22 protein-coding genes are annotated in these 25025 nt (G+C 59.8%); 9 read left to right on the top strand and 13 right to left on the bottom strand.

Features of this window, described 5'->3' with window-relative positions:
• Positions 1-18: 18 nt before the first annotated feature.
• From TBK1r_RS14105 to TBK1r_RS14085, 5 genes are all read right to left on the bottom strand, one after another.
• The gene (locus TBK1r_RS14105) at positions 19-831 is read right to left on the bottom strand and encodes an inositol monophosphatase family protein (RefSeq protein ID WP_145211608.1); all 813 of its coding nucleotides are present in this window, start codon (positions 829-831) and stop codon (positions 19-21) included.
• Between the two features lie 203 nt (positions 832-1034).
• The gene (gene infA, locus TBK1r_RS14100; protein ID WP_094411247.1) at positions 1035-1256 is read right to left on the bottom strand and encodes a translation initiation factor IF-1; all 222 of its coding nucleotides are present in this window, start codon (positions 1254-1256) and stop codon (positions 1035-1037) included.
• A 15-nt stretch (positions 1257-1271) separates the two neighbouring features.
• Complete coding sequence (gene rpsI / locus TBK1r_RS14095; RefSeq protein ID WP_095737124.1) at positions 1272-1685, bottom strand: 30S ribosomal protein S9; 414 nt, start codon at positions 1683-1685, stop codon at positions 1272-1274.
• Between the two features lie 85 nt (positions 1686-1770).
• On the bottom strand, positions 1771-2202 hold the full coding sequence (gene rplM / locus TBK1r_RS14090) for a 50S ribosomal protein L13 (RefSeq protein WP_095737125.1): 432 nt from the start codon (positions 2200-2202) through the stop codon (positions 1771-1773).
• Positions 2203-2562: 360 nt separating this feature from the next.
• Positions 2563-3948 (bottom strand): cryptochrome/DNA photolyase family protein, encoded by a 1386-nt coding sequence (locus tag TBK1r_RS14085; protein ID WP_145222599.1) that lies wholly within the window; start codon positions 3946-3948, stop codon positions 2563-2565.
• A 186-nt stretch (positions 3949-4134) separates the two neighbouring features.
• Here TBK1r_RS14085 and TBK1r_RS14080 point away from each other — a divergent pair, with 186 nt between their 5' ends.
• Positions 4135-5511: an A24 family peptidase gene (locus tag TBK1r_RS14080; RefSeq protein WP_419581337.1), complete on the top strand. Its 1377-nt coding sequence runs from the start codon at positions 4135-4137 to the stop codon at positions 5509-5511.
• On the opposite strand, the gene TBK1r_RS14075 is transcribed toward TBK1r_RS14080, so the two are convergent.
• Complete coding sequence (locus TBK1r_RS14075) at positions 5428-6888, bottom strand: GntP family permease (protein WP_419581336.1); 1461 nt, start codon at positions 6886-6888, stop codon at positions 5428-5430. The two genes, TBK1r_RS14080 and TBK1r_RS14075, sit on opposite strands and share 84 nt — an antisense overlap.
• Positions 6889-7517: 629 nt before the next feature.
• Between TBK1r_RS14075 and metF the strand changes: the two genes are divergently transcribed.
• Entirely contained in the window at positions 7518-8408 is an 891-nt protein-coding gene (gene metF, locus TBK1r_RS14070; RefSeq protein ID WP_145211604.1) for a methylenetetrahydrofolate reductase [NAD(P)H], read from the top strand.
• 281 nt (positions 8409-8689) lie between these two features.
• Here the strand turns inward: metF and TBK1r_RS14065 are convergent, their stop codons facing one another.
• Positions 8690-9586 (bottom strand): hypothetical protein, encoded by an 897-nt coding sequence (locus TBK1r_RS14065; RefSeq protein WP_145211601.1) that lies wholly within the window; start codon positions 9584-9586, stop codon positions 8690-8692.
• A 107-nt stretch (positions 9587-9693) separates the two neighbouring features.
• Here TBK1r_RS14065 and TBK1r_RS14060 point away from each other — a divergent pair, with 107 nt between their 5' ends.
• From TBK1r_RS14060 to rfbA, 3 genes are read left to right on the top strand one after another with little or no spacing between them, the layout of a single operon-like run.
• Positions 9694-11016, top strand: coding sequence for a prolipoprotein diacylglyceryl transferase (locus TBK1r_RS14060; protein WP_419581335.1), 1323 nt, complete (start codon positions 9694-9696; stop codon positions 11014-11016).
• Complete coding sequence (gene rfbB, locus TBK1r_RS14055; RefSeq protein WP_145211595.1) at positions 11013-12080, top strand: dTDP-glucose 4,6-dehydratase; 1068 nt, start codon at positions 11013-11015, stop codon at positions 12078-12080. The genes TBK1r_RS14060 and rfbB overlap by 4 nt, the downstream gene beginning before the upstream one ends.
• Positions 12077-12961: a glucose-1-phosphate thymidylyltransferase RfbA gene (gene rfbA, locus TBK1r_RS14050; RefSeq protein WP_145211592.1), complete on the top strand. Its 885-nt coding sequence runs from the start codon at positions 12077-12079 to the stop codon at positions 12959-12961. Before rfbB ends, rfbA begins: the two co-directional genes overlap by 4 nt.
• Positions 12962-13022: 61 nt before the next feature.
• On the opposite strand, the gene TBK1r_RS14045 is transcribed toward rfbA, so the two are convergent.
• The 3 genes from TBK1r_RS14045 to proB all read right to left on the bottom strand — a co-directional run bounded on the left by TBK1r_RS14045 (position 13023) and on the right by proB (position 16693).
• The gene (locus TBK1r_RS14045; RefSeq protein WP_145211589.1) at positions 13023-13823 is read right to left on the bottom strand and encodes a hypothetical protein; all 801 of its coding nucleotides are present in this window, start codon (positions 13821-13823) and stop codon (positions 13023-13025) included.
• A gap of 439 nt (positions 13824-14262) precedes the next feature.
• The gene (locus TBK1r_RS14040) at positions 14263-15444 is read right to left on the bottom strand and encodes a S1 family peptidase (protein WP_145211586.1); all 1182 of its coding nucleotides are present in this window, start codon (positions 15442-15444) and stop codon (positions 14263-14265) included.
• 97 nt (positions 15445-15541) lie between these two features.
• A complete protein-coding gene (gene proB, locus TBK1r_RS14035) occupies positions 15542-16693 on the bottom strand; it encodes a glutamate 5-kinase (RefSeq protein ID WP_419581334.1) in 1152 nt (383 codons plus the stop codon).
• Between the two features lie 311 nt (positions 16694-17004).
• Between proB and TBK1r_RS14030 the strand changes: the two genes are divergently transcribed.
• The gene (locus TBK1r_RS14030) at positions 17005-18618 is read left to right on the top strand and encodes an amidophosphoribosyltransferase (protein ID WP_145211581.1); all 1614 of its coding nucleotides are present in this window, start codon (positions 17005-17007) and stop codon (positions 18616-18618) included.
• 22 nt (positions 18619-18640) lie between these two features.
• On the opposite strand, the gene TBK1r_RS14025 is transcribed toward TBK1r_RS14030, so the two are convergent.
• A complete protein-coding gene (locus TBK1r_RS14025) occupies positions 18641-19741 on the bottom strand; it encodes an acyltransferase family protein (RefSeq protein WP_419581333.1) in 1101 nt (366 codons plus the stop codon).
• 491 nt (positions 19742-20232) lie between these two features.
• Between TBK1r_RS14025 and TBK1r_RS14020 the strand changes: the two genes are divergently transcribed.
• Complete coding sequence (locus TBK1r_RS14020; protein WP_145209012.1) at positions 20233-20676, top strand: helix-turn-helix domain-containing protein; 444 nt, start codon at positions 20233-20235, stop codon at positions 20674-20676.
• Entirely contained in the window at positions 20673-21368 is a 696-nt protein-coding gene (locus TBK1r_RS14015; protein ID WP_145209010.1) for an IS630 family transposase, read from the top strand. Before TBK1r_RS14020 ends, TBK1r_RS14015 begins: the two co-directional genes overlap by 4 nt.
• Before the next feature lie 7 nt (positions 21369-21375).
• Here the strand turns inward: TBK1r_RS14015 and TBK1r_RS14010 are convergent, their stop codons facing one another.
• Together TBK1r_RS14010 and TBK1r_RS14005 are read right to left on the bottom strand one after the other, a co-directional pair.
• Positions 21376-22326, bottom strand: a complete 951-nt coding sequence (locus tag TBK1r_RS14010; RefSeq protein WP_095742452.1) for a ribose-phosphate diphosphokinase — start codon at positions 22324-22326, stop codon at positions 21376-21378.
• Positions 22319-23137, bottom strand: a complete 819-nt coding sequence (locus TBK1r_RS14005; protein ID WP_145211578.1) for a sugar phosphate nucleotidyltransferase — start codon at positions 23135-23137, stop codon at positions 22319-22321. Before TBK1r_RS14005 ends, TBK1r_RS14010 begins: the two co-directional genes overlap by 8 nt.
• A gap of 428 nt (positions 23138-23565) precedes the next feature.
• On the opposite strand from TBK1r_RS14005, the gene TBK1r_RS14000 reads away from it, so the two are divergent.
• Positions 23566-24960, top strand: a complete 1395-nt coding sequence (locus tag TBK1r_RS14000) for an IS4 family transposase (RefSeq protein ID WP_145207138.1) — start codon at positions 23566-23568, stop codon at positions 24958-24960.
• Positions 24961-25025 lie beyond the last annotated feature (65 nt).

The following is a 25025-nucleotide window of genomic DNA, read 5'->3' as shown; positions in this document are numbered from 1 at the left end:
GCCACTGCCGCGTTGCGGTTACGCCGGGTGATGCTTCGTCGTGATCGCCAGCGCGGCGTCGTAGAGACCGGGGCAGCTGGCCAGCACGCTCGATGGAACCAGCCCCAGGGGATTTCCCTTGGCGTCGGAGACCTTGCCTCCCGCTTCGGTCACAATCAGCTGGCCGGCGGCGAAGTCCCAGGGGGAGAGTTTGTACTCAAAGAACGCGCCGAACATGCCGCTGGCGACGGCGCAGAGATCCAACGCTGCGGTTCCGAAGCGGCGGATCCCGTGGATGTCGTGGCTGAAGAAATCTTCGATCGCCGCGAGGGTCGACCGCATCATTGCGCCGCGGTCGTAATAGAATCCACATCCGATCAGCGCGCTGGAGAGTGCGGTGACGCTTGAGGCGTCGATGGGATTGCCGTCGTGCTTCGCCCCGCCGCCTTTCACGGCGGTGTAGGTGTCGCCGGTGATCGGGTTGTGGACCACGCCGACCGTCGGGACGCCACCGCGGTAGTACGCGATCGAGACGGCGAAGTGCGGCACATGGTGAAGAAAGTTGTTGGTGCCATCGAGCGGATCAATGACCCACAGGTGCTCGGCACCGGTGTCGCCGACAAGGTCTTCTTCGCCCATCAAGGCATGATCGGGGAATTCTTCGGCGATCAGATTCGCGATCACGGACTGGCTTTCCAGATCGGCATCGCTGACCAGGTCGTAGCTCTTGCCGCCGATTTCAGATTTATCGCGCAGCTCGACGCCTTCGTGCCAATATCGATGCAGGACATGGCCGCCGGCAGCAGCGGCCGAGTCGGCGAGGCGGAGGATGGTTGCCAGGTCGCTAGGCATGGACTGCTCGGGCGAGTTGCTGCGGCGGGGGAGCGGGCGGGCAGATGCCGCCACGCTGGGCAGCGCCTAACTACAAGAGACACCGTGGATCGCCGTTGAAGCGTAGCTGCCTACGCCAGGAGCTAGGTCTCTGGCGTTTTCCACGCTCTGGCGAGCGCCGCGACGTCAAGGCTGCTCGCGACGCGAGGTGCGTCGGCTGACCGCTAGCGTTCTCGGTAGGTGATTCGACCCTTGGTCAGGTCATAGGGCGACAGTTCGACACGGACCTTGTCGCCAGGGACGATACGAATGAAGTGCTTGCGCATCCGTCCTGCGACGTGCGCCATCACTTCGTTGCCGGTTTCCAATTGGACTCGGAACCGGGTGTTGGCGAGGGCCTGGGTGACCGTGCCCTCGACTTCGAACGCTTCTTCTTTCTTTCCCAACTGTTTTCCTAGGGGTTATCGTTTGCTGAACTGGACGCCACGTCGGGCACCGCGCAAACCAGGTTTCTTTCGTTCCTTCATGCGAGAGTCTCGCGTCAGGAACCCGCCATCCCGGAGGGCATCGTGAAGCGATTCGTCGTAGCTGACGAGTGCGCGACCGAGTCCCATACGAACCGCACCACTTTGACCGGTCAGACCGCCACCGGTGACACGCACGACGACGTCGAGCTTGTCCGTTAATTCGACGGCGGCAAGGGCTGCGGTGATTGCAGCTTGATCTTGGTCGTTGACGAAATATTCGTTCAACGGTTTTCGGTTGATCGTAATCTTGCCTTCGCCGGCACGGACGCGAACGCGAGCGACGCTGCTTTTGCGTCGTCCGGTTCCGAGGGCGTCACCGTTGATCTTGTCTTTTTTGACCAGGGTCATCAGTAGAGTCGGTAAATGAGTCGTTTGGAGGGTGGTTTCAGGGTGCTAGCCGAGCGAGACAGACGCGTGGGGCTAGCGAATGAGGCTAGCTAACTTTCTTGCCTGTGCGAGCCAGCGGCTTCGGATCTTGAGCGACGTGCGGGTGATCCGGGCCGGCATAGATCTTCAGTTTCTTGATCATCTGGCGGGCCAGTTTGTTTTTCGGCAGCATCCGGCGGACGGCGTGGAAGATCAGGTCTTCCGGCTTGCGTTGCTGGCGATCGGCATAGCTTTCCAGTTTCAGTCCGGGATAGCCGGTGTACCAGGTGTAGTGCCGGTCGTCCATCTTGCGGCCCGTCATCGCGACCTTGTCGGCGTTGGTGACGATCACGAAATCGCCGCAATCGACGTGCGGAGTGTACTGCGGGCGGTGTTTGCCCATCAGGACGACAGCGATGTCACTGGCCAAGCGTCCGAGTACCTCGTCAGAGGCGTCGACGACGTGCCAGTTCTTTTCAACTTGGCCGGGTTTGGCCATGTAGGTAGGTTGCGTCACGGAAACAGTTCTACGGGTAACGGAAAATGTGCGGTCGGGCGAAGGTCAAACGGAAGGCTCAGCACAACGGGACGATCCAACGGGTCGTTGCCATCGATGCGGTCGCTGCCACTTTGACGTGCAGATCGGCCGTGTTGTCAGGCACCCTTTGTCTTCGGCTGCGATTTCAGCCGGTTTATCACGGCAGCATCTCGCTTGGAAGCTGAGCGAATCGAGTTCGCGGGTCTGCCGCCGAGAAAGACCGAGAACGGTCCTCGGGCGGAGGATTCGGAAGCGTATCGACACCCGCGCGGCTCGGCAAGGGCTTTTCAGAGTTTTCGGGGTCGAAAATGGGATGCCGCCTCAACTTTCGAAACGGCTTAAGTACTTCGTCAGCCGAAGTTTCTTGCGCGCGCTGTCGCTGGTCATGTAACGCAAACTCCCAAAGATGGGGCGTTTGGGACCCCAAGCCCTGTCGTAACGCCCCAGCACCCAAAAAATGCCGCTGTACGAATTGGGGTCACGCCCATCGAGAGCATATTTGTTGTTCAGATGGATCATGAACTCCAACGCCTGTTCGGCGGATTCGGTCCAGTGCAGGATTTTCTTGCCCCACAGCATTCGCATGTAATTGTGCATCACGCCTTCGCGGACGAGTTGCCGCTGGGCCGCGTTCCAAACCTCGTCATGGGTTTCGGCTGCGTCAAATTGCTCCAGCGTGTACGTCACCGGACGCTCGTCGTCGGCCGTTGCCGCGATCGATTTCTTGGCCCAATCGGGTAACGACTCGATTTTGTCGTACTGGTCGGGCTCGCGAAACGCCAGGTTGAAGCCCATTTCACGCCAGGTCAGGATTTGGTCCAAAAAACCTTCGGCCGGTTCGCTGGTGTTCCAAAACCCGTTGTTCTTGCCGTTTGCCTCGGAAGCCTGGTCTGGGGTCCATTCTTCGTGATCCAAGACCCGTTCGACGATTTCGTGGGTGGCGATATGGCCGAAGTGCAGGTGCGGGCTCAGTCCGGTCGTGGCTTCTTCGTCGGGATGATTCCGATCGGTGTGATACACTTCCAGCCGATCGGCCAAGAACCGGTCCAGGCGTTCCGCCGCGGCCGCACTGCCACCGGTGACCACCGGACTGGGGGCGACGTCATGATCGATCGGGATCTTGGCCAAGCCATCGGGTTGGAGCAGCGCATCGAGGTCCGCCGGCTTCCATTTTCGCGTCACCGAGGCCGGTAATTGATCCAGTTCAGGTAGCGAAACACCGTCCAATGGGTCGGGTTCGGGCAGTTCGGTCAGGCAGTCGAGGATGTTTTTTTGCATCCAGCGTCGATAGCTGTGAGCGACCGTGAACGTCCGCTCGGGCAGCCGCATCGGTACGACGCCATTGCCGTCGACCAGTTCCAGCGGCACCGGCAAGCGATCCTTGACCGCGTTGATCATGTCGGGCAGGAAGAAGCAAGGGTATTCATCGGTGACCACCGTGCACGCCTTTTCAGCCAATTTCGCCAGCAGCGGTGAGCCGCGACCCGGTTTCGGCTCGACGTAGGGAAAATACGTCACCGGTTTGTCACGCAAGGCGTCGGCGTTGTCTCGCATGCCTTCGATGATGAAGCGATGGATGCGGTCGCTGGCCCAGCGGTAACGGACGCGGAGCGGTTCGAAGATCACCAGCGGTCTATCGAGTGCTTCGGCCCGGTCGACGGCATGTTGCAGCGCGAAGCTGTAACGTGTTCGTCGTGACGCGATCATCCAGTACAACACGTACTGGCCGTCACGTTGCAAGGAACGGGAATTCGCCTGAGAGAGTCGAATCTCGGGGATTGGCATCTTGGCTCATGGACGGGTGGAATTTTCAAGCAAGACTGTAGCGGACGTCACCACGGCGATAGTATTGTGCCAGAGCAACCGGCCCGGCATTCATTCGGATCTGACAACTTGACGCGAAACCGACTGCGAAAAAAGCTTCCCCTGCTGGCCACGTTGACCCTGATCGTGTTCGCCGCGGCCGCCTACATCTTCGGATTGGCGTGGATCCAGTCGCGGATGTATGCGTTTTACGACTTCGAGGACCTGATCCAGCCGCGGTTGATCGATGCGACCATCGTCGGCTGGCTGCTGTTTTTCTGCAGTTCGATCGGCAGTTTCCTGAACGTCGTCGCGTGGCGGATGCCTCGTGGCGAAGGCATCGGAGGTCACTCGCATTGCCCGCGTTGTGCCAACACGTTGAAGATCCAGGACAATGTTCCGGTGTTGGGCTGGATCTCGCTGGCCGGGCGATGTCGATTCTGTTCGCTGCCGATTTCCCGCCGTTATCCGATCGTCGAAGCGTTGGTGGGGGGCTCGCTGACGCTGATCGGAATCACCCAGCTGTACTCGCTTTCGCTGCCGGCTCAATTCGTCCACGCGCACGAAGGTCCGCTTTGGACGCCTCGCGTGTCACCGGAGCTGTTGGCGATCTTGACCTATCACACCGTCGCGGTTTCGACGCTCTGGGCGATGGCGTTGATCCGGATCGACGGGACGCGATTGCCGACCCGATTGATCGTGTTTGCCGGCATCGCCGTGGTCATTCCGATGCTGGGCTATCCGACCGTGATGGTCGTCCCGTGGCAGGCCACTCGGCCGTTGTACTGGGTCCCCGAGGGGCTGCACGTCGAGGCGATCATGAGGGTGGCTACCGCCCTGGTTGCCGCGGCGCTGTTCGGGCGCGTGCTGGCCAAAGGGCTGTGCCCCTCGGCCGATTTGAAGCTGGACCCGCTCGGGGGCGGCACCACGCGGCTGGTCGACTTGATCGCGATGCTGTCGATCCCCGCCATCGTGATCGGTTGGCAATCGATGCCGGCGCTGGTGATCGTTGCGGCGATCCTTTCGTTGCTGCTGCGTCCGATGTTGCGTTGGATCCCCATCAATGATGGACCGAAAGGCCAGATTGCGGATCGGGGTGCGATGGAGGCGTTCGCGTTTGCGTTGCCGTTTGCGTTGACGCTGCACCTGTTGTTTTGGCGTGTGCTTTGGGAAACGCCGTACTGGCCGAGCGACCAGAGCAGCCGCAACGTCATCATCGTCTCGGCGCTACTGGTTTTGGTGGTGCCGTGGTTCGTCCGGGATCGCACTGCCGCCACCACGGACGTCGCGTCGGTGGATGCGGTTGCCGATGAAGGTGTCGGTCGGCAAGCCGGTGTTGACGAACAAGCTCCTGCCGGTGAAGCGGAGATCGCCTCGTCGGGCTCAGCTAACGAATTGCCAGAACACCATGGCGATGGCGAATCCGATCAGCGAGATCAGGGTCGAGATCACGCCCCAGGTCCGTAGCGTCTGGGCTTCGGACATCTGGAAATAGCGGGAGATCATCCAGAACCCCGAATCATTGACGTGCGAAAACCCGGTCGCTCCGGCCGCGATCGCGACGGTGATCAGTGCCAATTGCGGCTGGCTCATGCCATCGACGAAATTGCCCATCAGTCCGGCAGCGGTCAGCATCGCCACGGTCGCTGACCCTTGGGCGACGCGAATCAGCGTCGCGAACACCCACGCCAACAGCAACACGGAGATGCCCGAATCGCGAAAGATCTCTTCCATCGCGTCGGTGATTCCCGTCGCGGCCAGCACGCCCTTGAACACCCCGCCCGCTCCGGTGATCAGAATGATGATCCCCGCCGGGCCGAGCGCCTTGGTCGAAATTTCCAGCAACGTCTCGCGGTCCACGCCACGCCGTGTGCCCAAAAAGTACAACGCAAAGATCGTCGAAAACAGCAACGCCATCACGGGGTGCCCGATGAACGTGACGAACTGCACCACGGGCGATGCGGTCGCCAGCGTCGCGGCCAGTTGTGCCCCTCGCTCGTCACGCGTCAGGCCTTCGGGCAGCCCGGACGCGATCCACTGCTCGACGACCGTGTTGGCCAAAATCAACCCGATCGGCAGCGCGATCAAGAACAAAATGAAACCGAAGGACGGCAACGCGACTTGCTCGTCTTCGTCGATTTGCGGGGCCGGCGGCAGGTTGATCTCCACGCCCTTGGCCAGCTTCACACACAACCACGGGCCACACAGAATCGCCGTCGGCAATCCGACCATCACGCCGAACAGAATCACCCAGCCCAAGTTGACCCCCAACAGATACGCCACCGCAACCGGTCCGGGCGTCGGAGGCACGAACGCGTGGGTCACGGCCATCCCCGCGACCAACGGCAAGCCGAAATGCAGGAACGGCCGTTTCGTGTCTCTGGCTAGGGCGAACAGCAGTGGCGCCAAGATGACGAGCGCGACATCCAGAAAAACGGGGATGGAGATGATGAACCCGGTCAACAACATCGCCCACGACGCGCGTTTGGGACCGAAGATGCGTACCAGATGATTGGCCAACGCTTGCGTGCCGCCGCTGTGTTCCAGGATCGCGCCGAAGATCGCGCCGATCCCGATGATCGTCGCGATGAACCCGAGTGCGCTGCCCATGCTCTTGACGATCGTGTCAGCGACTTGGGTCAGCGGGACCGCTTCCGGATTGACCGTCCGACTGGTCGCGGCGACGAAGACCGAGACGACCAGTAAGGCCAGAAACGCGGACAGTTTCAGTTTCAGGATCAGCACCAACAGCAACGCGATGCCGAACACCAGCAGCGCGATCAACGGCCCCGCCGGCGGCGTCACCGTCTCGGTTTGCCCCCACAGCATCGCAGCAGAAGTCATCGACAGGAGATCAACCGGGGGAAGCAAAGACGCATCGATCAACGGAGGCACCGTGTGGAGCAGGCGGAGAGACGGAAGGGGATGCCCGAGAAGCATTCAGCGGCTCCGGAGTCGCTGGCGGGAGCGGCGAGTCTAGGCGGGCGGCCCGCGTGGGTCAAGATTTGGCCCTTAGCGGGGCGTCACGGGGGAGGGGACGGTGCGCTGGTGTGCAGGCATTCGCCGCCCCTTTCGCTGCGGAGCAGCGAGGGGGAGTCGCCTGAAGGCTAGACACCAACGTGCGCTGGTGCCGCTCGGGGTCGCTGCGGAGCAGCGAGGGGGAGTCGCCTGAAGGCTGGACACCAACGTGCGCTGGTGTGCAGGCTTTAGCCGCCCGTCTTGCTGCTTCGCAGCGCGTGGGGGGAGTCGCCTGAAGGCTGGACACCAACGTGTGCTGGTGTGCAGGCTTTAGCCGCCCGTCTTGCTGCTTCGCAGCGCGTCGGACCGTCGCCGGAAGGCTGGACGCCAACGTGCGCTGGTGTGCCAGGCGTTGGCCTTTGCCACCTTTCTGAGAGGGCGCATTGCGAATCTGATCGAGGGGCTACAATGGACGCCGTTTCCATACGATTTTTCACCCCGCTTTTCGGTCCCAGATGAGTTCTCCGATCAAACTTGCCGATCACTACAACGGCGAGCAGTGCGCGATTTCGTTCGAGTTGTTCCCGCCGAAAACCGATGCGGGCATGGACCTGCTGGAAAAGAACGTCGAGCGATTGAAGGCATTTCAGCCGAGTTTCTTCACCTGCACCTACGGCGCCGGCGGTTCGACCCAATCGCGCACCCTGGATGTGGTCCAACGGGTCCGCGAGCTGACAGGGCTGCCCGTTGCGTCGCACCTGACGTGTGTCGGATCGACCGTCGGCCAGCTCGGTGAGTACTTGGCCGAAGCCAAGCGGCGCGGGGCGGATTACATCGTCGCATTACGTGGCGACCCGCCCAAGGGCAGCGAATCGTTCCAGGCGGTCGAGGGCGGACTAAGGTACGCCAACGAATTGGTCGAACTGATCCAAGAACGTTTTCCCGATCAGTTCGGCATCGCGGTCGCCGGTTATCCGGAAGTCCACCAGGAAGCGACCGACGCACAAACCGACCTGGACAACCTGAAGCGAAAGGTCGATGCCGGGGCAGACGTGATCGTGACGCAGTTGTTCTACGACAACGACGACTTCTATCGTTTTCGCGATGCCTGCCAGGCCGCAGGGATCCGCGTGCCGATCGTGCCCGGGATTTTGCCGGTGACCAACTACAAGCAGGCACTCCGCATCGCCGGCATGTGCAAAGCACGCATCCCGGACCAGATGGCCGCGGCGATGAACGAAAACGACGATGCCGACTATCAATTCAAAGTCGGGGTGGATCACGCGCGGGTACAAACGATCGATTTGATCGAAAACGGAGTCCCCGGGATTCACTACTACGTGCTCAACAAGAGCGATGCGGCCGGTCAAATGCTCGACGGCCTGTCGCTGGGCATGCAGTCGTAGATCGCGCGAGTGCTCCTTGCCACCTTGCGTTTCGGATAGGCGGTAGTGGACGAGGCGACGAGTCCTCCGCCAAGATGCCGACTGCAGAGGACTCGTCGCCTCGTCCACTACCCGGACTCGTCGCCTCGTCCACTACCTGAAAATTTGGCTGACACGCACCACTAGCGGCCAGTCGCTTTAAGCCCGCATGCGTTAGCAAGAGGCCACGCGGCGCCCCTCGCTCAAGCGTCGGGCTAACCTCATCGCGTTGCAATCAGAACAACGACTAAATCGACAGCCCGCTAGCGCGGAAACGCCGCCAGCGGCACGTCGCGGTAGAGCGTCAGCATGCCGGCGACCTCATCGAGGCGCTGTTGGCTTTCCTTGCTCAGCCCCGGTTTGAACGTGTAGGACGAGACGAACGTCCGGGAGTGGGTCTGGGATTTCAGTGTCAGCGTGACGGTTTGCGGAATCAAACCCTCGGCCGCGATGGCGTTTCCCAGATTGATTCGGGCAAACGGCGGGGTGCCGAGTTTGCGGACCAGATTCACTCGGGCAACCCAGTCGGTGAACTCGGCGAAGCGATGCGGTTGTGCCGCCATCGACGGTTCGGCGGCCGCGACGCTGTAGTGATAGTCGCCGAACTCGATGCTGTAGCGATTGTCTTGGTTCGGATCCTTGGTCGTCTTGGCGTCGATTCCCAACCGGGTCTCCAGGCCTTCGTTGGTCGCAAAGAGTCGAAATCGGGCTGCGGCGGTCACGATCTCGTGGTGGGTGATCGTCGATTTGACGTGGTCGACACGTGAGAGCAAGATGACTTGGGAATTGACCGGGTCGATCAGCGTCACATCGCGCGGTTCGGTCAACCCAAAGTCGTAGGCTTTGCCGCCTTTGAACAGCACCAGGTGGCGATCCTGGAGCTGTAGTTTTTCATTGCCGAGCACTTCAAACACCTCCACGGTGACTTGGAATGCGTCGCCGGGGGCGACCGGGACGTTTGCTGCGGCGAGTCGGACCTGGGGCGGTTCGGCCGCGTCGGCGCGGGCCGATGTGAGCAGGCTGCACCCGGCAATCAAAAGGATTGCCGCGAACCAATTCGGAACGATGAAATGGGAAGGCCGCATCATGCTGGCGATCTCGTAGGTGTGGTTCGTGATCGGGTGGTCGTCATTGGGTGGGCGTCCTCGGGGGGATGCCACGAGGCGACCTGGACTTTTTCACTCTCTGGAGCGTAGAAAAGGGAGACGCCGGTGGTCTAGGCCAATGTCACCGGGTTTTTCGCAACTTCAACCCTTCACCGTCATCGATGCAACGCACGCTTTTCTTCATTCCCCACGAAATCGGGCCGTTTCCCGTGTTTGGGTTCGGTTGGGCGCTGGGGATCCTCGTGCTGGCACTCGTCGTTCGGCTGGTTTGGGCCCAGTTTCAACTCAGCCGGCACGCGGGAGAAAACGACCCGTCCGGACCACCGACGCTCGGCCAGGTCCTCGCCGGCGAAGGCTTGTTTTGGGCGATCGCGGCGGGCTTGGTCGTGTTTATCCTGCCCAGCGTCGAATTGACAAACGTCGCCGGCGATCCGGTCGGGATGGCGATCCGCGGCTACGGCGTGTTCTTGGTGTTGGGCGTTTCCAGTGCGATTGCGCTGGCGGCCTACCGGACCGAGCGTGCCGGCATGAACCCCGAGTGGATTTTCGGGTTGGCCCCCTGGGTCTTTATCGGCGGCATCGTCGGCGCCCGGCTGTTTTATGTGATCCAGTACCGCGACCAATACATCGGCGAGACGACGCTGGACACGATCAAAAACATGCTGGCGTTCACCGAAGGCGGGTTGGTGGTCTACGGTTCGTTCATCGGCGGATTCCTCGCCTTCCTCGTTTTCACCTCTCGAAACAAAATCCCTCTGCTGCGTTTCGGTGATGCGATTGTCCCCTGCATTTTCCTGGGCGTCTTTTTTGGCCGGATCGGCTGCCTGCTCAACGGTTGCTGTTACGGCGGGCGATGCGAACCCGGTTGGGCGTCGCTGCGATTTCCGCCGATCACCAAGGTTTATCAAGAGCAATTGGCCAGCGGCGAATTGCTGGGCATGAACATCGATTTAAAAACCGGCAAGATTCGTTCGGTGGTCCCGGACAGCGTCGCGGATGAATTGGGCATCCAGGCCAACGACGTCTACGAAGCCGGTGACTTTGATCGACGTCCGTTCAAGCAAGCCGACCCGGAGACCCCCGAAGAAGAGATTGTGCCGGGATGGATGATGCGTGTTTCTGGTAAGACACACGTGTTGGCGCCCGACCAGCTTCCCGAGCGGGCGTTGCCGGTGCGTGCGGCGCAACCGATCAGCAGTATCAGTGCCCTGGTCCTTTGCATTGCACTTTGCGCCCTGTCGTTGATGATCACTCGCACCGGCGCGTTGATGTTCATCGGGTTTGCTTCCTACGCGGTGTTGCGGTTCGTGCTGGAGATCGTTCGGGTCGACGAGGCCGGTCAATTCAACACGTCGCTGTCGATTTCCCAGTGGGTCAGTGTCGTCGTGTTCAGTCTGTCGATCGCCGGATTGATTTGGCTGTATTTCGTCCGCACGGAAACGGTCGATGGCAGCGACGCTGCGAGGTCAGGAGTGGTCAAGTGAAGATCCTGATCACTGGTGGGTGCGGGTTTATCGGCAGCAACCTGATCCGCCATTTGCTCACGTCGTCATCGCACACTGTCATCAACGTGGACAAGTTGACGTACGCGGGCAATCCCAACTCGTTGGCCGACGTCGCCGAGGATCACCGCTACACGTTATGTCACGTCGACATCGCGGACTTGGAAGCGATGCGTGGTGTCTTTGCCCAGCATGGTCCCGACGCCGTGATGCATCTGGCCGCCGAATCACACGTCGACCGTTCCATCGATGGCCCTGCCGCGTTCATCCAGACCAACGTGGTCGGCACGTTCCATCTGTTGACCGCGGCGGTGGATTATTACCGAGGCCTGGCGAGCCAGCGCGCCGCGTCGTTTCGCTTTCTGCATGTCTCCACTGACGAAGTCTACGGGACGCTTGGTGCGACCGGCGAGTTTAGCGAGTCGACGCCGTACGACCCGCATTCACCGTACTCGGCCACCAAAGCTGCTTCGGACCACCTGGCCCGGGCTTGGAAGACGACGTACGACTTGCCCGTGATCGTGACCAATTGCAGCAACAATTTTGGACCGTACCAGTTCCCCGAAAAACTGCTGCCGTTGATGATCATCAAGGCGCTCGGGGAGCAATCGCTGCCGGTCTATGGCAAGGGTGAAAACATTCGCGATTGGCTGTATGTGCTCGATCACGCCCGGGCGCTGTGCCGTGTGTTAGAGAACGGTCGTGTCGGCCAAACGTACAACATCGGCGGGGACAGCCAGCGGCGTAACATCGATTTGGTCCGTTCGCTCTGCAGCATCTTGGACGAACTGAATCCACGACGCGACGGGCGATACGAGCAGCTGATCAAGTTCGTGCCTGATCGACCGGGCCACGATTTCAGGTACGCGATCGATTCGACCAAGATCCGCAGCGAACTCGGTTGGCGGCCGCAATTTGACCTGGAAACCAGTCTTCGCCAAACCGTCCATTGGTACCTGACCCATCGCGACTGGTGGCAATCGATCCTGGACGGGAACTACCAACTCCAGCGACTCGGCCAGGTTTCAAGGACGGATCCATCATGAAGGGCATTATTTTGGCCGGCGGCAGTGGCAGCCGACTGGCGCCGTTGACGACGGCGATCAGCAAACAGTTGTTGCCCGTCTATGACAAGCCGATGATCTACTATCCGCTGTCGACATTGATGTTGGCCGGAATCCGAGACATCTTGCTGATCAGCACCCCCAGTCACACGCCGCTGTTTCAGTCGTTGTTGGGGGACGGTTCGGCATGGGGACTTCGGATTTCTTATGAGGTCCAGCAGCGTCCCGGCGGATTAGCCGAAGCGTTGATCCTGGGAGAAGATTTCTTGCAGGGCCAACCGAGTTGTCTCGTCTTGGGCGACAACGTGTTTTACGGCGAGGGCTTGATTCAATTGCTGCGTGGTTCGGCGGAGCTAGTCCGCGGCGCAAAAATCTTTGCCTATGAAGTGCGAGACCCATCCGCCTATGGCGTCGTGTCGTTCGATTCCGCCGGCCGCGTGATCACGTTGGAAGAAAAGCCCGCCGAGCCCCGATCCAACTTTGCCGTACCCGGTTTGTACTTTTTCGATTCCCGTGCCAGTGAGATTGCCAAGCAGTTGTCGCCTTCACCGCGCGGCGAACTGGAGATCACCGATCTGAACCGCGTTTACTTGGAGCAAGGGGCGTTGGAAGTGAAGGTGCTGGGCCGTGGGATCGCTTGGCTGGATACCGGGACGCACGAGAGTTTGCATGACGCCAGCAGTTTTGTTGGTGCGATCGAAAAGCGGACGGGGTTGAAGGTTTGTTGTCCGGAAGAGATCGCGTTTCGAAACGGCTGGATCGATCGCCAAGGGCTCGCCCGCTGTGCCGAATCGATTCGGCACAGCGAGTACGGACGTTATCTTCGCAAGTTGCTCGAGCACCCGATCACGCATCGCGGCTAAGCCCGCGGTTGCGTCGGACGATGGGCATGTCGAGCATGCCCATCGTGATGCACCGTGTGACCTACCCCACTTTCTTGAAATCCAGTCCGGCGTTGTTGGCACCGTCCAGTTGGAACGTGAAACCGTTCGGTCCCAGGGTCAGCTTGCCGGCCATCTTCTGCAGGTCGTTGCTGCGGACCAACGTCAACCGTCCGTCGGTCACGCGGTATTGGCCCGAGAACTGGCTGGTTTTGCCGTTGTTGCTGACGACCCACGAAAACGTGCCGCTGCCGTTCAAGCTCAATTCAATCGTGACGTTGCTCGGCAGCGTTGCCCGAAAGCTGCCGATGTGGTCGGGTGTGGCTGCGGAGGCTGCGACCGGTTGCGCGGAGGGCTGCGGCGTGGTTGATGGAGTCGTCGTCGCCGTCGGCTGGGAAGCGGCCAGGGACGCCAGTGCGGCCAGCGCCGACGTTTCGGCATCCACCGCCGAAGTCGTTGCGGTCGTTTGCGCGGACGGCTGCGATTGGACGGTTGAGGCCGTGTTGGTGGGCTGCGGTGCCGCCGCAGTTTGCAACGCGACTTGGGCCCGCGGTCGCGGGCGAACGGCAGCAACCGTCGATGCGGTCGATACCGGCGGTGCGACCGCGGCGGGTTGCGACGTTTGGTGCAACGGCGGGTTGAACGACGGTCGAGCGTTATGAATCGGCGGTGTCACGGGCAACGTCGTGCGATAGTTCGACGCGGCGCGGGAATAGCCGCCGTAAGCCGGGGCATAAGAAACTCGCCCCCCGCGTCCGCCACACGCCGATGCAGTCGGAACGGATTGAATCGAGACGGCGGCGATGGCTGCGGCGACGAAGAGTTTTTTGGCAGTGCGTTTCATGGGTCGAGATCCGGAAGAAAGAATGTTGGGTTGCGGCGTTGAGTTGCCTTTCAAACAACCAAGCGGATCTCATGGGAGAATGTTTCAAGTTTTGAGTTTCCTGACTCTGACGTTTTCCATGTTTGTTCGCGATGAAGCCCGGAGGGCTGGCACAATGCTTGCCGGTGGCGTCAGCCACCGGAATGGAAAGACCTCGATCACGGAGGCCTGAAAGGCCGGCATAATCGGTCTCATGAGCTGCGGGTATTGCTAAAAGCTGGGGAATTGTGTCGGCCCGCTGGGCCTCAGAGACTCCTTGGAATCATCTCCGGTGGCTCACGCCACCGGCATTCACTCTGCCGGCCCTCCGGGCCTGAAAGACTTCGCCTATCCGGCAAATTCCGGTACATAGAAAACGTTAGAGTCAGGAAACCTGAAACTTGAAACTTGAAACCTCCCCCTACTCCGCCAACCAGGCTTGCAGCGTGGCTTGGGCGGTTTTTTGGTCGGGTTTCGGTTTCAGGTCTTGCTCCATGGCGGCGGCCAGGCGGGCGACGTAGTCGATGGTGCTTTCGATGGCTTCGTCGCTGGCGGTCGCGTCCAGTTTGGCGACGTAGAACACGACGTAGCCGGAGTCGGTTTTTTCGATGGCCCAGGCGCCGAGTTTGGTCGCCGTGTTCTGACGCATCAGTCGCATCAGCAGCGTTTCGCTGGGAGCCTGGTCGGTCGTCTGGACGGTCGACCAGATGCGGCGAATGTCGGCCCGGCCGTGGTATTCGGTGTTCTTGGCGACGAAGACGGCTTGGGTTTTTGATCCGACGGTGCGGTCGATTTGGTAGTGGCCGCTGGAATGTCGGGTGTATTCGATTCCGGCTTCGTCGAGCAGCACCTTGGCCGGCAGCGGGGCGCTTTTCCAAGGGCTGGCCAGCATTTGGCGGATTTCGGTGATGTCGACACAGAAGCTGACCAAGGGGCTTTGCGGGGAGAACGACTGGGCCAATCCGACCAGCTTGCCGGCTTCGTCGACGATCGGACCACCGCTGTCACCCGGCTTGATCGGGCTCTGTATTTCCAACGCCATGAAGTCATGTTCGCCGTGGCTGGATTTGAATTTCTTTTGGTACACCGACCGAACGGTCCCGGCGGTGTAGATCCACAGGATTTCGCTGTCGCCGGGGTTGCCGACCAGGGCGACTTTGGCGCCCGGTGTCGTGCTGTCATCGGCCATCGCGATCGCTTCGATCCCGGCCGGCACGCGGGGCAATTGGATCAGGGCCAAGTCGCGTTTGCGGTCGACCGCGACGACATCGCCTTGGATGCCCAGTTTGAGGATGTTGTCGAGGTAAAATTTTCGGCGAACGGCCAGCTTGCCGCCCGATTGGGTCGGGAAAAACACGACGGCCTTGCGGCTTTCGCCGATCACGTGGGCGTTGGTCAACAGCAGCTTTTTCTCGGCATCGACGTAGACGCCGGTTCCGGCGGAGGTTTCATTTTCGGCGTTGCTGGTGATCACCCACGCGGTGCTTTTGAGCGTTTGCTGGTAGCCGGCGGAATCGGCGTGCAGCGGGGTGGTTGGCAGGGCGATCATGCCCAGGGCGATCAAAAACGGGTAGAGCAGCGTGTTTCGGGTCCAAACGGGCATGGCGGCACCTGGCGACAGAGAGTGCGCGGCGAGTTCATTCGCCGCGGGCGGACGGGTCTGTCTGACCAAGCGGAGATTGCCGGGGAGTGTTACCAGGTCAGATTCGCAGCGTCATGTTGTCGCGATGGACGACCGAATCGTACGGGCGGTGGCCGAGGATTCCGGTGATCATGTCGCTGATTTTTCCCTTGATCCGATCAACTTCTTTGGAGGGATAATTGCACAGACCGCGGGCGATTTCGTTGCCCTCCTGGTCCTTGATCGTGACCACGGCACCGGCGTTGAATTTGCCACGCACCTCTTGGATTCCGATCGCCAGCAGGCTGCGGCCGTTTTCGCGTAGCGCCCGTGCGGCCCCGGCATCCACGATCAATTGGCCTTCGATTTCGGCCGAACCACTGATCCAACGGCGTCGCCCGCGGAGGTTCCGTTGGCCGGGCAGAAACAGCGTACCGATAGAATCGCCGCGGAGGATCTGTTCCAGCACTCCGTCGACGCGGCCGGGACCGATGATGACGGCGTGTCCGTGTGCGGTGGCCAGCTTGGCCGCCGACAGCTTGCTGGCCATGCCGCCCTTGCTGAGGGTGCTGCGGTGATCTTGGGCCAGGCCCAAGATTTTGTCGTCGAGCGATTGGACCAAATCGATGCGTCGGCTGCCGGGGGCGTCTGGCGGGCCGTCGTAGAGTCCATCGACGTCCGACAGGATGATCAGCAAGGCTTGGTCCAGCAGCCCGGCGACTTGCGCGGCCAGGCGGTCATTGTCGCCGAATGTTGTCATCAATTCTGCGACGGCGACGGAATCGTTTTCATTGACGATCGCCACGGCGCCCAATTCATGAATACTCGCCAACGCGTTTCGAACGTGCAGGTATCCGTCGCGGCGGCGCAGATCGTTGCGTGTCAGCAGGACTTGCGCGGCGTGCCGGCCACACCCCGCCAATGCTTTCTCATAGGCTTGGATCAGATCGGCTTGTCCGACCGCGGCGACGGCTTGCAACTTTGCCAAATCGGTCGGGCGTCGATCCAGATTCAGTTTTCCCATGCCGGCGCCGACCGCCCCGCTGCTGACCATGACCGTCTGGCGGCCGGTGTCGGCGATCTGGCACAGGCCATTGGCCAGCGATTCGATGCGGCGACGATCCAATTTGCCTTGGGGATCGGTCAACACCCGTGTGCCGACTTTGACAACCACGCAGCGTGCTCCCTCGATCGCGGCGTGACGCAGCTGGCTGGAATCCGAATCAGTCACAAAGGCAACAAACGGCGAGGAAGTTTGGGCGGAACGCGAAAAAACAGGTCCGGCGGACGTTCTCAAGTAAACTGTCTAAGCGACAGAACCCCGAACACGATAACTTCCGATCCGAACATCGCCTATCCGGCAAAAGGCGGGTGATTGGCCAAACCGCGTCAAATTTTCGAAAATCGAATCCTCCCCGCGACTGGGCGGTTCGACAAATCGGTCTGCATTTGGACAATAGGCACGTAGACATCTGCGACGAGTCACATGCTCGCTGCGATCCCATGATCTCCCCTCTCAACGTTTGACGAGCAAACCCCGGCATGAGCGAGTTGCACCACGAATGCGGTGTCGCGGCGATTTACCATCTTTCCGGCCGCGGGCGCAGCCCGATGTGCACCGACGAGGGGCCGCGTCAGATCTCTCGATTGCTGCCGCGGATGTTGCTGGATATCCAGAACCGCGGCCAATTGGCCGCCGGGATGTCCACGTATGATCCCGATCGAGCCAAATTGCTGCACACACGGAAAGACGTCGGCACCGTCACCGAGGTGTTTCGGCTCAACCACCGCGCGAAATGCGAGTCCTTGATGCGGGGTCTGGCCGGACGTGCGGCGATCGGTCACGTCCGCTACGCCACCTGTGGCCAGGACGACCGCAGCTACGCCCAGCCGTTTCAGCGGGATCACATCCACAAACGGAAATGGTTCAGTTTTTGTTTCAACGGCCAACTGGCAAATTATGGCGTTTTGAAAGAACGCTTGTTGGCCGACGGCGACCATCACCTGACACTCGATACCGACACCGAAATCATTCTGCACGAAATCGGCCGGGTGCTCAGCCATTCGACCGAGCGGATCGAATGGATCGATGTGCTGCGACAGGTCGCCGCCGATTTTGACGGTGCGTACTCGTTGGCGTTGTTGACCGCCGAAGGCGAGATGATCGTGGCCCGCGATCCGCTGGGCATCAAACCGATGTGTTATGTCCAAGAGGGCCCCCTGTTTGCCGCTGCCAGCGAAAGTGTCGCGCTGCTGAACTTGGGGTTTGAAACCGATCAAATTAAATCGCTGCCGCCGGGACACGCGATCATCGTCAGCCCCGAGTCGGGGTTTCGGATGGAACAATTCGCGCCGGTCGACAAGCCCGCGCATTGTTTCTTTGAATGGATTTACTTCGCCAACGTCGCCAGCACGCTGGATGACCGCAGCGTTTACTTGAGCCGAACGCGACTGGGGGAAGAACTCGCCCGCGGTGAACGCGAACTCGGCCGTGTCCCGTTGGACGATCCCGACACGATCATCGTCCCCGTCCCGGACACCAGCAAAGCCGCCGCCGACGCGATGGCCTACGAACTGTCCATCCCCTGCCGCGAAGGGCTGATCCGAAATCGGTACGCCGGTCGAACATTCATCGAAGGCGGCCGGGCGCGGAAAGTCAAAGCGGCGACGAAGTACACTCCGCTGCGCGAGGTGATGGAAGGCAAACGCATCATCCTGGTGGAAGATTCGATCGTCCGCAGCACCACCATGAACGTGTTGTTGGATCGGATTCGCGAAGTCGGCGGCGCCAAAGAAATTCACGTTCGCGTGGCTTGTCCGCCCATCGTCGCGCCGTGTTTTTACGGTATCGACATGAGCACGATCGATCAGTTAATCGGGCCCAAGTATTTCGGCACCGAAGGCGAATTGACCGATGAAGCCCAGCAACGGCTCGCCGATGACTTGGGCGCCGACTCGCTCAGGTATCTGCCGGTCGAAGCGCTCGCACGCGCCATCGAATTGCCAGCCGACCATTTGTGTCGAGCCTGTGTCACCGGAAAGTACCCGACCACCTGTGGCCAACACTTGTACCAGATCGCACTGGACAACCGCGGCAACAAGATCGATTCCGGTCGCACTTACGAACAGCTCGCCGCCGCACTGAGCGAGCAGTAACGGTTTAAACGAGTCTCCGCGGCTACTCCGTCGCCACCGCCGCGGAGGTCTGTTCTCCGCTGCGATAGCGTTCCCAGCGTGTTCGCAGCCAGTTCGTGATCGGGCCTTCGATCCGCGTGGTCACCAGCGTCGCCAGACAGAACGCGAACACAACGGCCAAACCGAAGCACACGACTGGCGGATAGCCGCTGTGGTCCAGTCGGTGAATCAACACGCACCCCAGGTTGTTGTGGCACAGGTAGAGCGCGTAGGAGATCGTGCTGACGAACAGCAGCGGACGGAACCGCAGCACGGGCATCTTGCCGTACGCACAGGCGGTCACCAGTCCCAGGATCAACGCCGTCGCCGCCGGGTTGTGCTTGCCGTGATCAATGCTGTGAAAGACGAAGGCGGCGACCAGGATGCCCAGCAGGTTTTGCCACAACCGCCCCGTTTTGGTTTTCACCATGTACAGCAGGAATCCCATTGAGAACAACGGCACGAAATCCAACAGCATCAAACGCCGGGCCGCCGTTGCCAGCGAGAACCACCACGCACCGGCCGCCGTCGATTCCACCGCATCGAGCGCCGGGCAAACAAAATACGACAGGACCAGTAACGATCCCCAGCCGACAAAGTAGCGCCGCAGGCCGCCGGATCGATACAACGCGACCAGCGTGAAGTAGAACATCATCTCGACTTGCAACGTCCACATCACCGGGTCGACGCACTCGTGTCCAAAGATGCGTGGCAACAACGTCAAATTGGCGGCGAATTGTGCCGTCGTGATGCCGATCTCATTGAGCGGCGCGAAGCTCATGATCCATAAATTGGCAACGATCACCATCAAGAAGATCGGCAGGATGCGGATCAACCGCGCAGCGACGAAGTCGACGGGTTTTCCGCGTCGCATCAGCGACATGCTGTTGACGAACCCCGACAGGATGAAAAACATCTCGACGCCGTACGCGCCGTAAGGCCATTCGAAACCCAGTGGCGAGGTGTATCCGAATTTGACGCTGTAGACGTGCGTGAAATGGAACAGCAGCAGGTTGATCGCTGCGAGCGCCCGCAGTGAATCCAACTCCAGAATGCGTCGATGCGGCTGGAGAACGTGTTCAGTGGCTGGCGAATTCTGGGCCATGGGAGAACCGAGAGGACCGTCGTGGGGCGTGCAGAAGTGATCCTGAAATGTGCTTTGCCCGTTCGCCGCCATCGGCGGGTTTCCGCCCGACCCGTGGTGAGCGGTGCGAATACGGTTCAAGAAATTCCGGATGTGCCGAATGCACCGCTCGTCGCCGCCCCGTGCGATCGAGATCCGGTCGATGGATCGTGGTTGTTTCAACCACGAAAAACGCGAACGACACGAAATCCCACGCCGTGGTCGTGATCATGTCGTTCGTGGTCGCTCAATAACACTGAGCCTTGAGAAACACTGAGCCTTGAGAAACACTGAGCCTTGAGCTGGACTTCGGTGGGATGATTTTTTGACCACCCCATTTTTTGACCCCATCCTCTTCGCCGGCAGTGACGTTCCTGCCCCGCTGCCGCCCTAGTGGTGCGTCAGCTTCAAGAATTAGGGTTGGTCTAATCGCGTAAAAGCTTCATGCTTTGGGGAACACGGAGGGTTTTCCAATGCAGAAAAAGTACATCGTTCGGTTGAACGATCAGGAGCGTCGGACGCTCGATGCAATCGTCAAGAAGTTTAGCGGTTCTAGCCAGAAGGTGCGTCGTGCCCAAATCTTGCTTGCTGCGGATGCAGACGATTTGGCATGGACCGATGCGGCGATTGCTGAAGCTTATCGTTGCCGCACCAAGACGGTCGAAAATATACGACAGCGGTTTGTCGAGTTTGGCTTTGAGCAAACACTGCAGGGAAAGAAACGTGCGGAGCCTGCCAGACCTAAATGCCTCAGCGGTCAAGAAGAGGCGAAAATCATCGCCACTCGTCTAGGCAAACCGCCAGCAGGCTATGCCAACTGGTCGCTGAGATTGCTCGCCGAGAAAGTCGTCGAACTGGGGATCTGCGATTCGGTCTCGCATGAAACCGTTCGCCAGACGCTAAAGAAAATCGCATGAATAATCGCAACATCGAGTACTGGGTGATCCCGCCACAGTGCGATGCGGAGTTCGCCGCGAGCATGGAAGATGTGCTAGAAACTTACGAAAAACCGTACGATTCGAGTCATCCGGTGATCTGCATGGATGAACAACCGGTCCAACTGATCAAGGACGTCAACGTTCCGATCGAAGCGACCACCGAACATCCCCGCCGGGTGGACTATGAATACGAACGTGCCGGAGTAGCGAACATTTTCATGTACACCGAGCCGCTGGCAGGATGGCGAGAAGCCTACGCCAGAGAGACCAAGACCAAAGCGGACTGGGCCTTGCTAATGGCTGAGCTGCTTGAGGGACGTTACGCCGATTGCGAGACGGTGACGTTGGTTTGCGACAATCTCAACACGCACACTCGCGGGGCTTTCTACGAAGTGTTTGAGCCGTCTCGAGCACGGGCGTTGGTGAAGCGAATCAACTGGTGCTATACGCCCAAGCACGGTAGCTGGCTCAATATCGCAGAGAACGAGTTAAGCAGCATCACCCGTCAATGTGTTGGCGGGCGACGCATTGGAAGTATTGAGGAGTTGGCCAGAGAGATTGCAGCATGGTCATCGGACATCAATGCAAGACAACGAGGCGTTGACTGGCAGATGAAAATTGACGACGCCCGGGTTAAACTCAAATCCGTCTACCCTAAAATTAGACTTTGACGCACCACTAGCGTTCGCGGAACAGTTCGCTGATCGATTGATCGTGGTGGATCCGTTTGATCGCTTCGGCCAACAGGGGTGCGACGGACAATTGGACCATCTTGGGCAACATCTTGTCGGCGGCGATCGGGATCGTGTCGGTGACGGTGATCGAATCGACGGGGGCTTCGCGGAGTCGTTCGATGGCCGGTCCGCAGAAGACGCCGTGGGTGCAGGCGATGTGGATTTCCGCGGCCCCGGCTTCGTGAACCAGTTTGGCGGCACCACAGATCGATCCGGCGGTGCTGATCATGTCGTCAAACATCAGCGCGATCTTGCCTTCGACGGGACCGCCGATGATCGTACTTTGGCGGACCTCCAACGCGTTGGTGCGTCGTTTGTCGACGATCGCCAGTTTTCCGCCGAGGCGTTTGCCGTGGCCGACGGCGCGTTTGATGCTGCCTTCGTCGGGGCTGACCACGACGATCTTGTCATCGGTCAATCCGCGATTGCTGAAGTGTTCATTGAGCACCGGTGCGGCATACAGGTGATCGACCGGGACGTCAAAGAAGCCTTGGATCTGGGCGGCGTGCAGATCCATCGTCAACACGCGATCGGCACCGGCGCGAGCGATGATGTTGGCGACCATCTTGGCCGTGATCGGCACGCGGCCTTCGTCTTTGCGGTCTTGTCGCGCATAGCCATAGTACGGGATCACCGCGGTGACCCGTTCGGCGCTGGCGCGCTTGCAGCAATCGATCATCACCAACAACTCGAACAAGTTGTCGTTGACCGGCGGGCACGTCGGCTGAACCAGAAACACATCGCGACCACGGACGTCTTCGTCCAATTTGCAATAATTTTCCCCGTCGGGAAACTTGCCCAGCGAGATCGCGGCCGGTTCGAGGTGCAGGTGGCGACAGATTTTCATCGCCAGATCGGGATTGGCCCTGCCGCTGAAAATTTTTAATTCACGCATAACCCATCGTCCGCATCTGTTGGTCGACCAATCGAAGTTCGTCGGGATTGTTGATCGACAGTGATTCACACGGTTGCAGCGCCGGCAACGCCGCGACCGGGCGTCCGGATTCTCGCAACAAACGCGCACAATCGGTCAGATAGTATTCGCCCTGGGCGTTGTCGTTTTTTAACATCGCAAGTGCATCGAGCAGATCCGGGGTGCGAAACAGGTACGTGCTCATGTTGACTTCGTTGATCGCCAACTGTTCGGGCGTCGCGTCCTTGTGTTCGACGATGCCGATGAAGTCGCCGTGTTCGTTTCGCACGATGCGGCCGAGACCGGTCGGGTCGTCTTTTTTCAGCGTGCCCAGCAGCAGGGCCGGTTGTGTTTCGTTGAAGTGCGCCAGCAGCGTTTTCAAGCTGTCGGATTGGATCAAGGGGGAATCCCCCGCGACCACGATCGTGGGACCGGTTTGGTCGGCCAAAAAGTCACCGCAACACTGCACCGCGTGGCCGGTCCCGAGTTGTTCGGACTGCAGTGCGAATTGAATGTTGCTCCCCTGCCGCGTCGCCAACTCTCGCTTGACCGCATCGGCCTCGTAGCCCACCACGACGATCTGGCGGTGGATGCCGGCGGCTTCCAAGGCGTCGATGACGAAATGGATCATCGCTCGGCCGACGACCGGGCAGAGGACTTTGGGTAGATCGCTGTTCATGCGCGTCCCTTTGCCGGCGGCCAACACGACGGCACAGGCCCCGCTGGACGGATCGGCCCCGTCGGAGGCTGGGGGGCTGGGGGGAGATGAACGGGAAGGGTCGGGGGAATTCATCGGTCTGGGGATTGGGGGGACAAACGAAAACCAAAGGCTCAGAAGCGGCATGTTCGCTTTCGAGCACCGATCCAACAACCACCACCCCAGCGGTGAGAATCGACGAATGCCAAAATAGTGTCCCGACGCCCGGTTTTATCGGGGCGATCAACCCACATCGGTCGCCGACCGGGCTGTCGATTTCAGCCCGCACGCGTGAGCAAGGGGCCACGCGGCGCCCCTCGCCAAGGCGTCGCGTCTGGGGTGCCGCTCGCTGACCGGGCTGTCGATTTAGTCGTCACCGAAACAATCGTGAGCCGATGGCGCTAGCCCAATGCCACCTATTCTGGACCCTATCGGGTGGCGCGGTCCCAAAAACCCGGTTTTGGCACGATTTTTGCGCCTGGCAGGTAAGTTTACACTTACTGCCTTTCTGACTGGGAATCGCCATGGTCGACCCGACGACACTCGGTGCCGATGAAGAGTCTCGCTTTGGCAAAGCCAAAGCGTTGCTGGCTGAGCTTCTTGAATTACCCAAACTACAACGGGTCTTTGAAGATCACGATTGTGCCAACGCGCGGATGGTCTATACGCAGGCCCCGACCCTCTGGCTACTCGTTTTACAACGGCTCGAAGGAGGCATCTCACTAACCGATGCCGTCGCAGATTTGCTCAAAAATCATACGGATATTTTGCCTGACAATCGAAGGGTTCAAGAGAATCGCCTTTCCGAAAACAATTCGGCCTACAACGCCGCCAGAAAAAGGATTCCGCTCGCTGTCGTGGAAGAGTTTTCCCATCGAATCTGCGATCACCTTGCTTCCCGCGCTCCCAAAGCCTTTCTCGATCGACGTGTATTCATTATCGATGGGACGACGATCACGCTTCCTCCGACCGAAGCACTTCAGAAAGCGTTCCCGCCGGCGTCCAACCAACACGGAGAGACGGTTTGGCCTATTGCGAGATTGCTGGTCGCAAATGAAATGCAGACCGGGTGCGCGTTGTTGCCGCAAGTCGATCCGATGTACGGAGCGGACAACAAAAGTGAACTTGAGCAAGCCAAGCCGATTATTGAACGACTCCCGAAACGCTCGATCGTTCTGGCTGATAGCGGTTTTGGGATTTTTAATGTCGCCCACCACTGCCAATTACATCATCAAGACTTCGTGCTGCGGCTGACCAAACAGCGATTCAGGTCGTACCGCAAGTCGGCTACGTTGGTCGACCAAGGGGACGGGTACAAGACGTTTCACTTGATTTGGCGGCCGACACCGAAGGACCGCCGAACCAATCTCGATCTTAGTAAAGACACGTCTATCGAAGTCTTTCTCCACCAAATTGAACTTGAAAATGGAGACACGCTGGAGATCGTGACGAGCCTTGAGACGGACGCTCACTCGGCCGCTGCCCTGTACGTTCGTCGCTACGATGTGGAGTTCGATATCCGCGATGTCAAAGTGACGATGGACACAGAAAACATTCGCGCCAAGAGTGTCGACACGGTGATGAAGGAGCTAATGGGATCGATCATCGCTTATAATCTTGTCGCTCAGCTACGCAAACAAGCAGCGAAATTGATTCGAGTTGACCCTCGCGAGCTCAGCTTCACGGGAGTTTGGACGACGTTCAAGCATCATCTGCTACGTGAAAAGCTTACGACCCTGGAGGAATGGAGGCTGGCTTATCACGGCGCTTTGGTGAGCGCAGCGGGCCGCAAACTTCCCAATCGAAAATTGCCTCGCAGCTACCCACGCATAGCCCACCCGCGGCGCCAAAAGACAACGAAATTCCAGAAGTCACTTCGAAGAAAAAAACAGCAGCCCGATGATATACCACCCGAATGACCACAAAGTAGGTGGCATTGGGCGCTAGCCACGGGCCTCCAAGGGCAACGTCGTCTCCACTAGGC

Source organism: Stieleria magnilauensis (assembly GCA_007753675.1).
Classification (GTDB): domain Bacteria; phylum Planctomycetota; class Planctomycetia; order Pirellulales; family Pirellulaceae; genus Stieleria; species Stieleria magnilauensis.
This window is presented reverse-complemented; position numbering and strand designations above follow the sequence as displayed.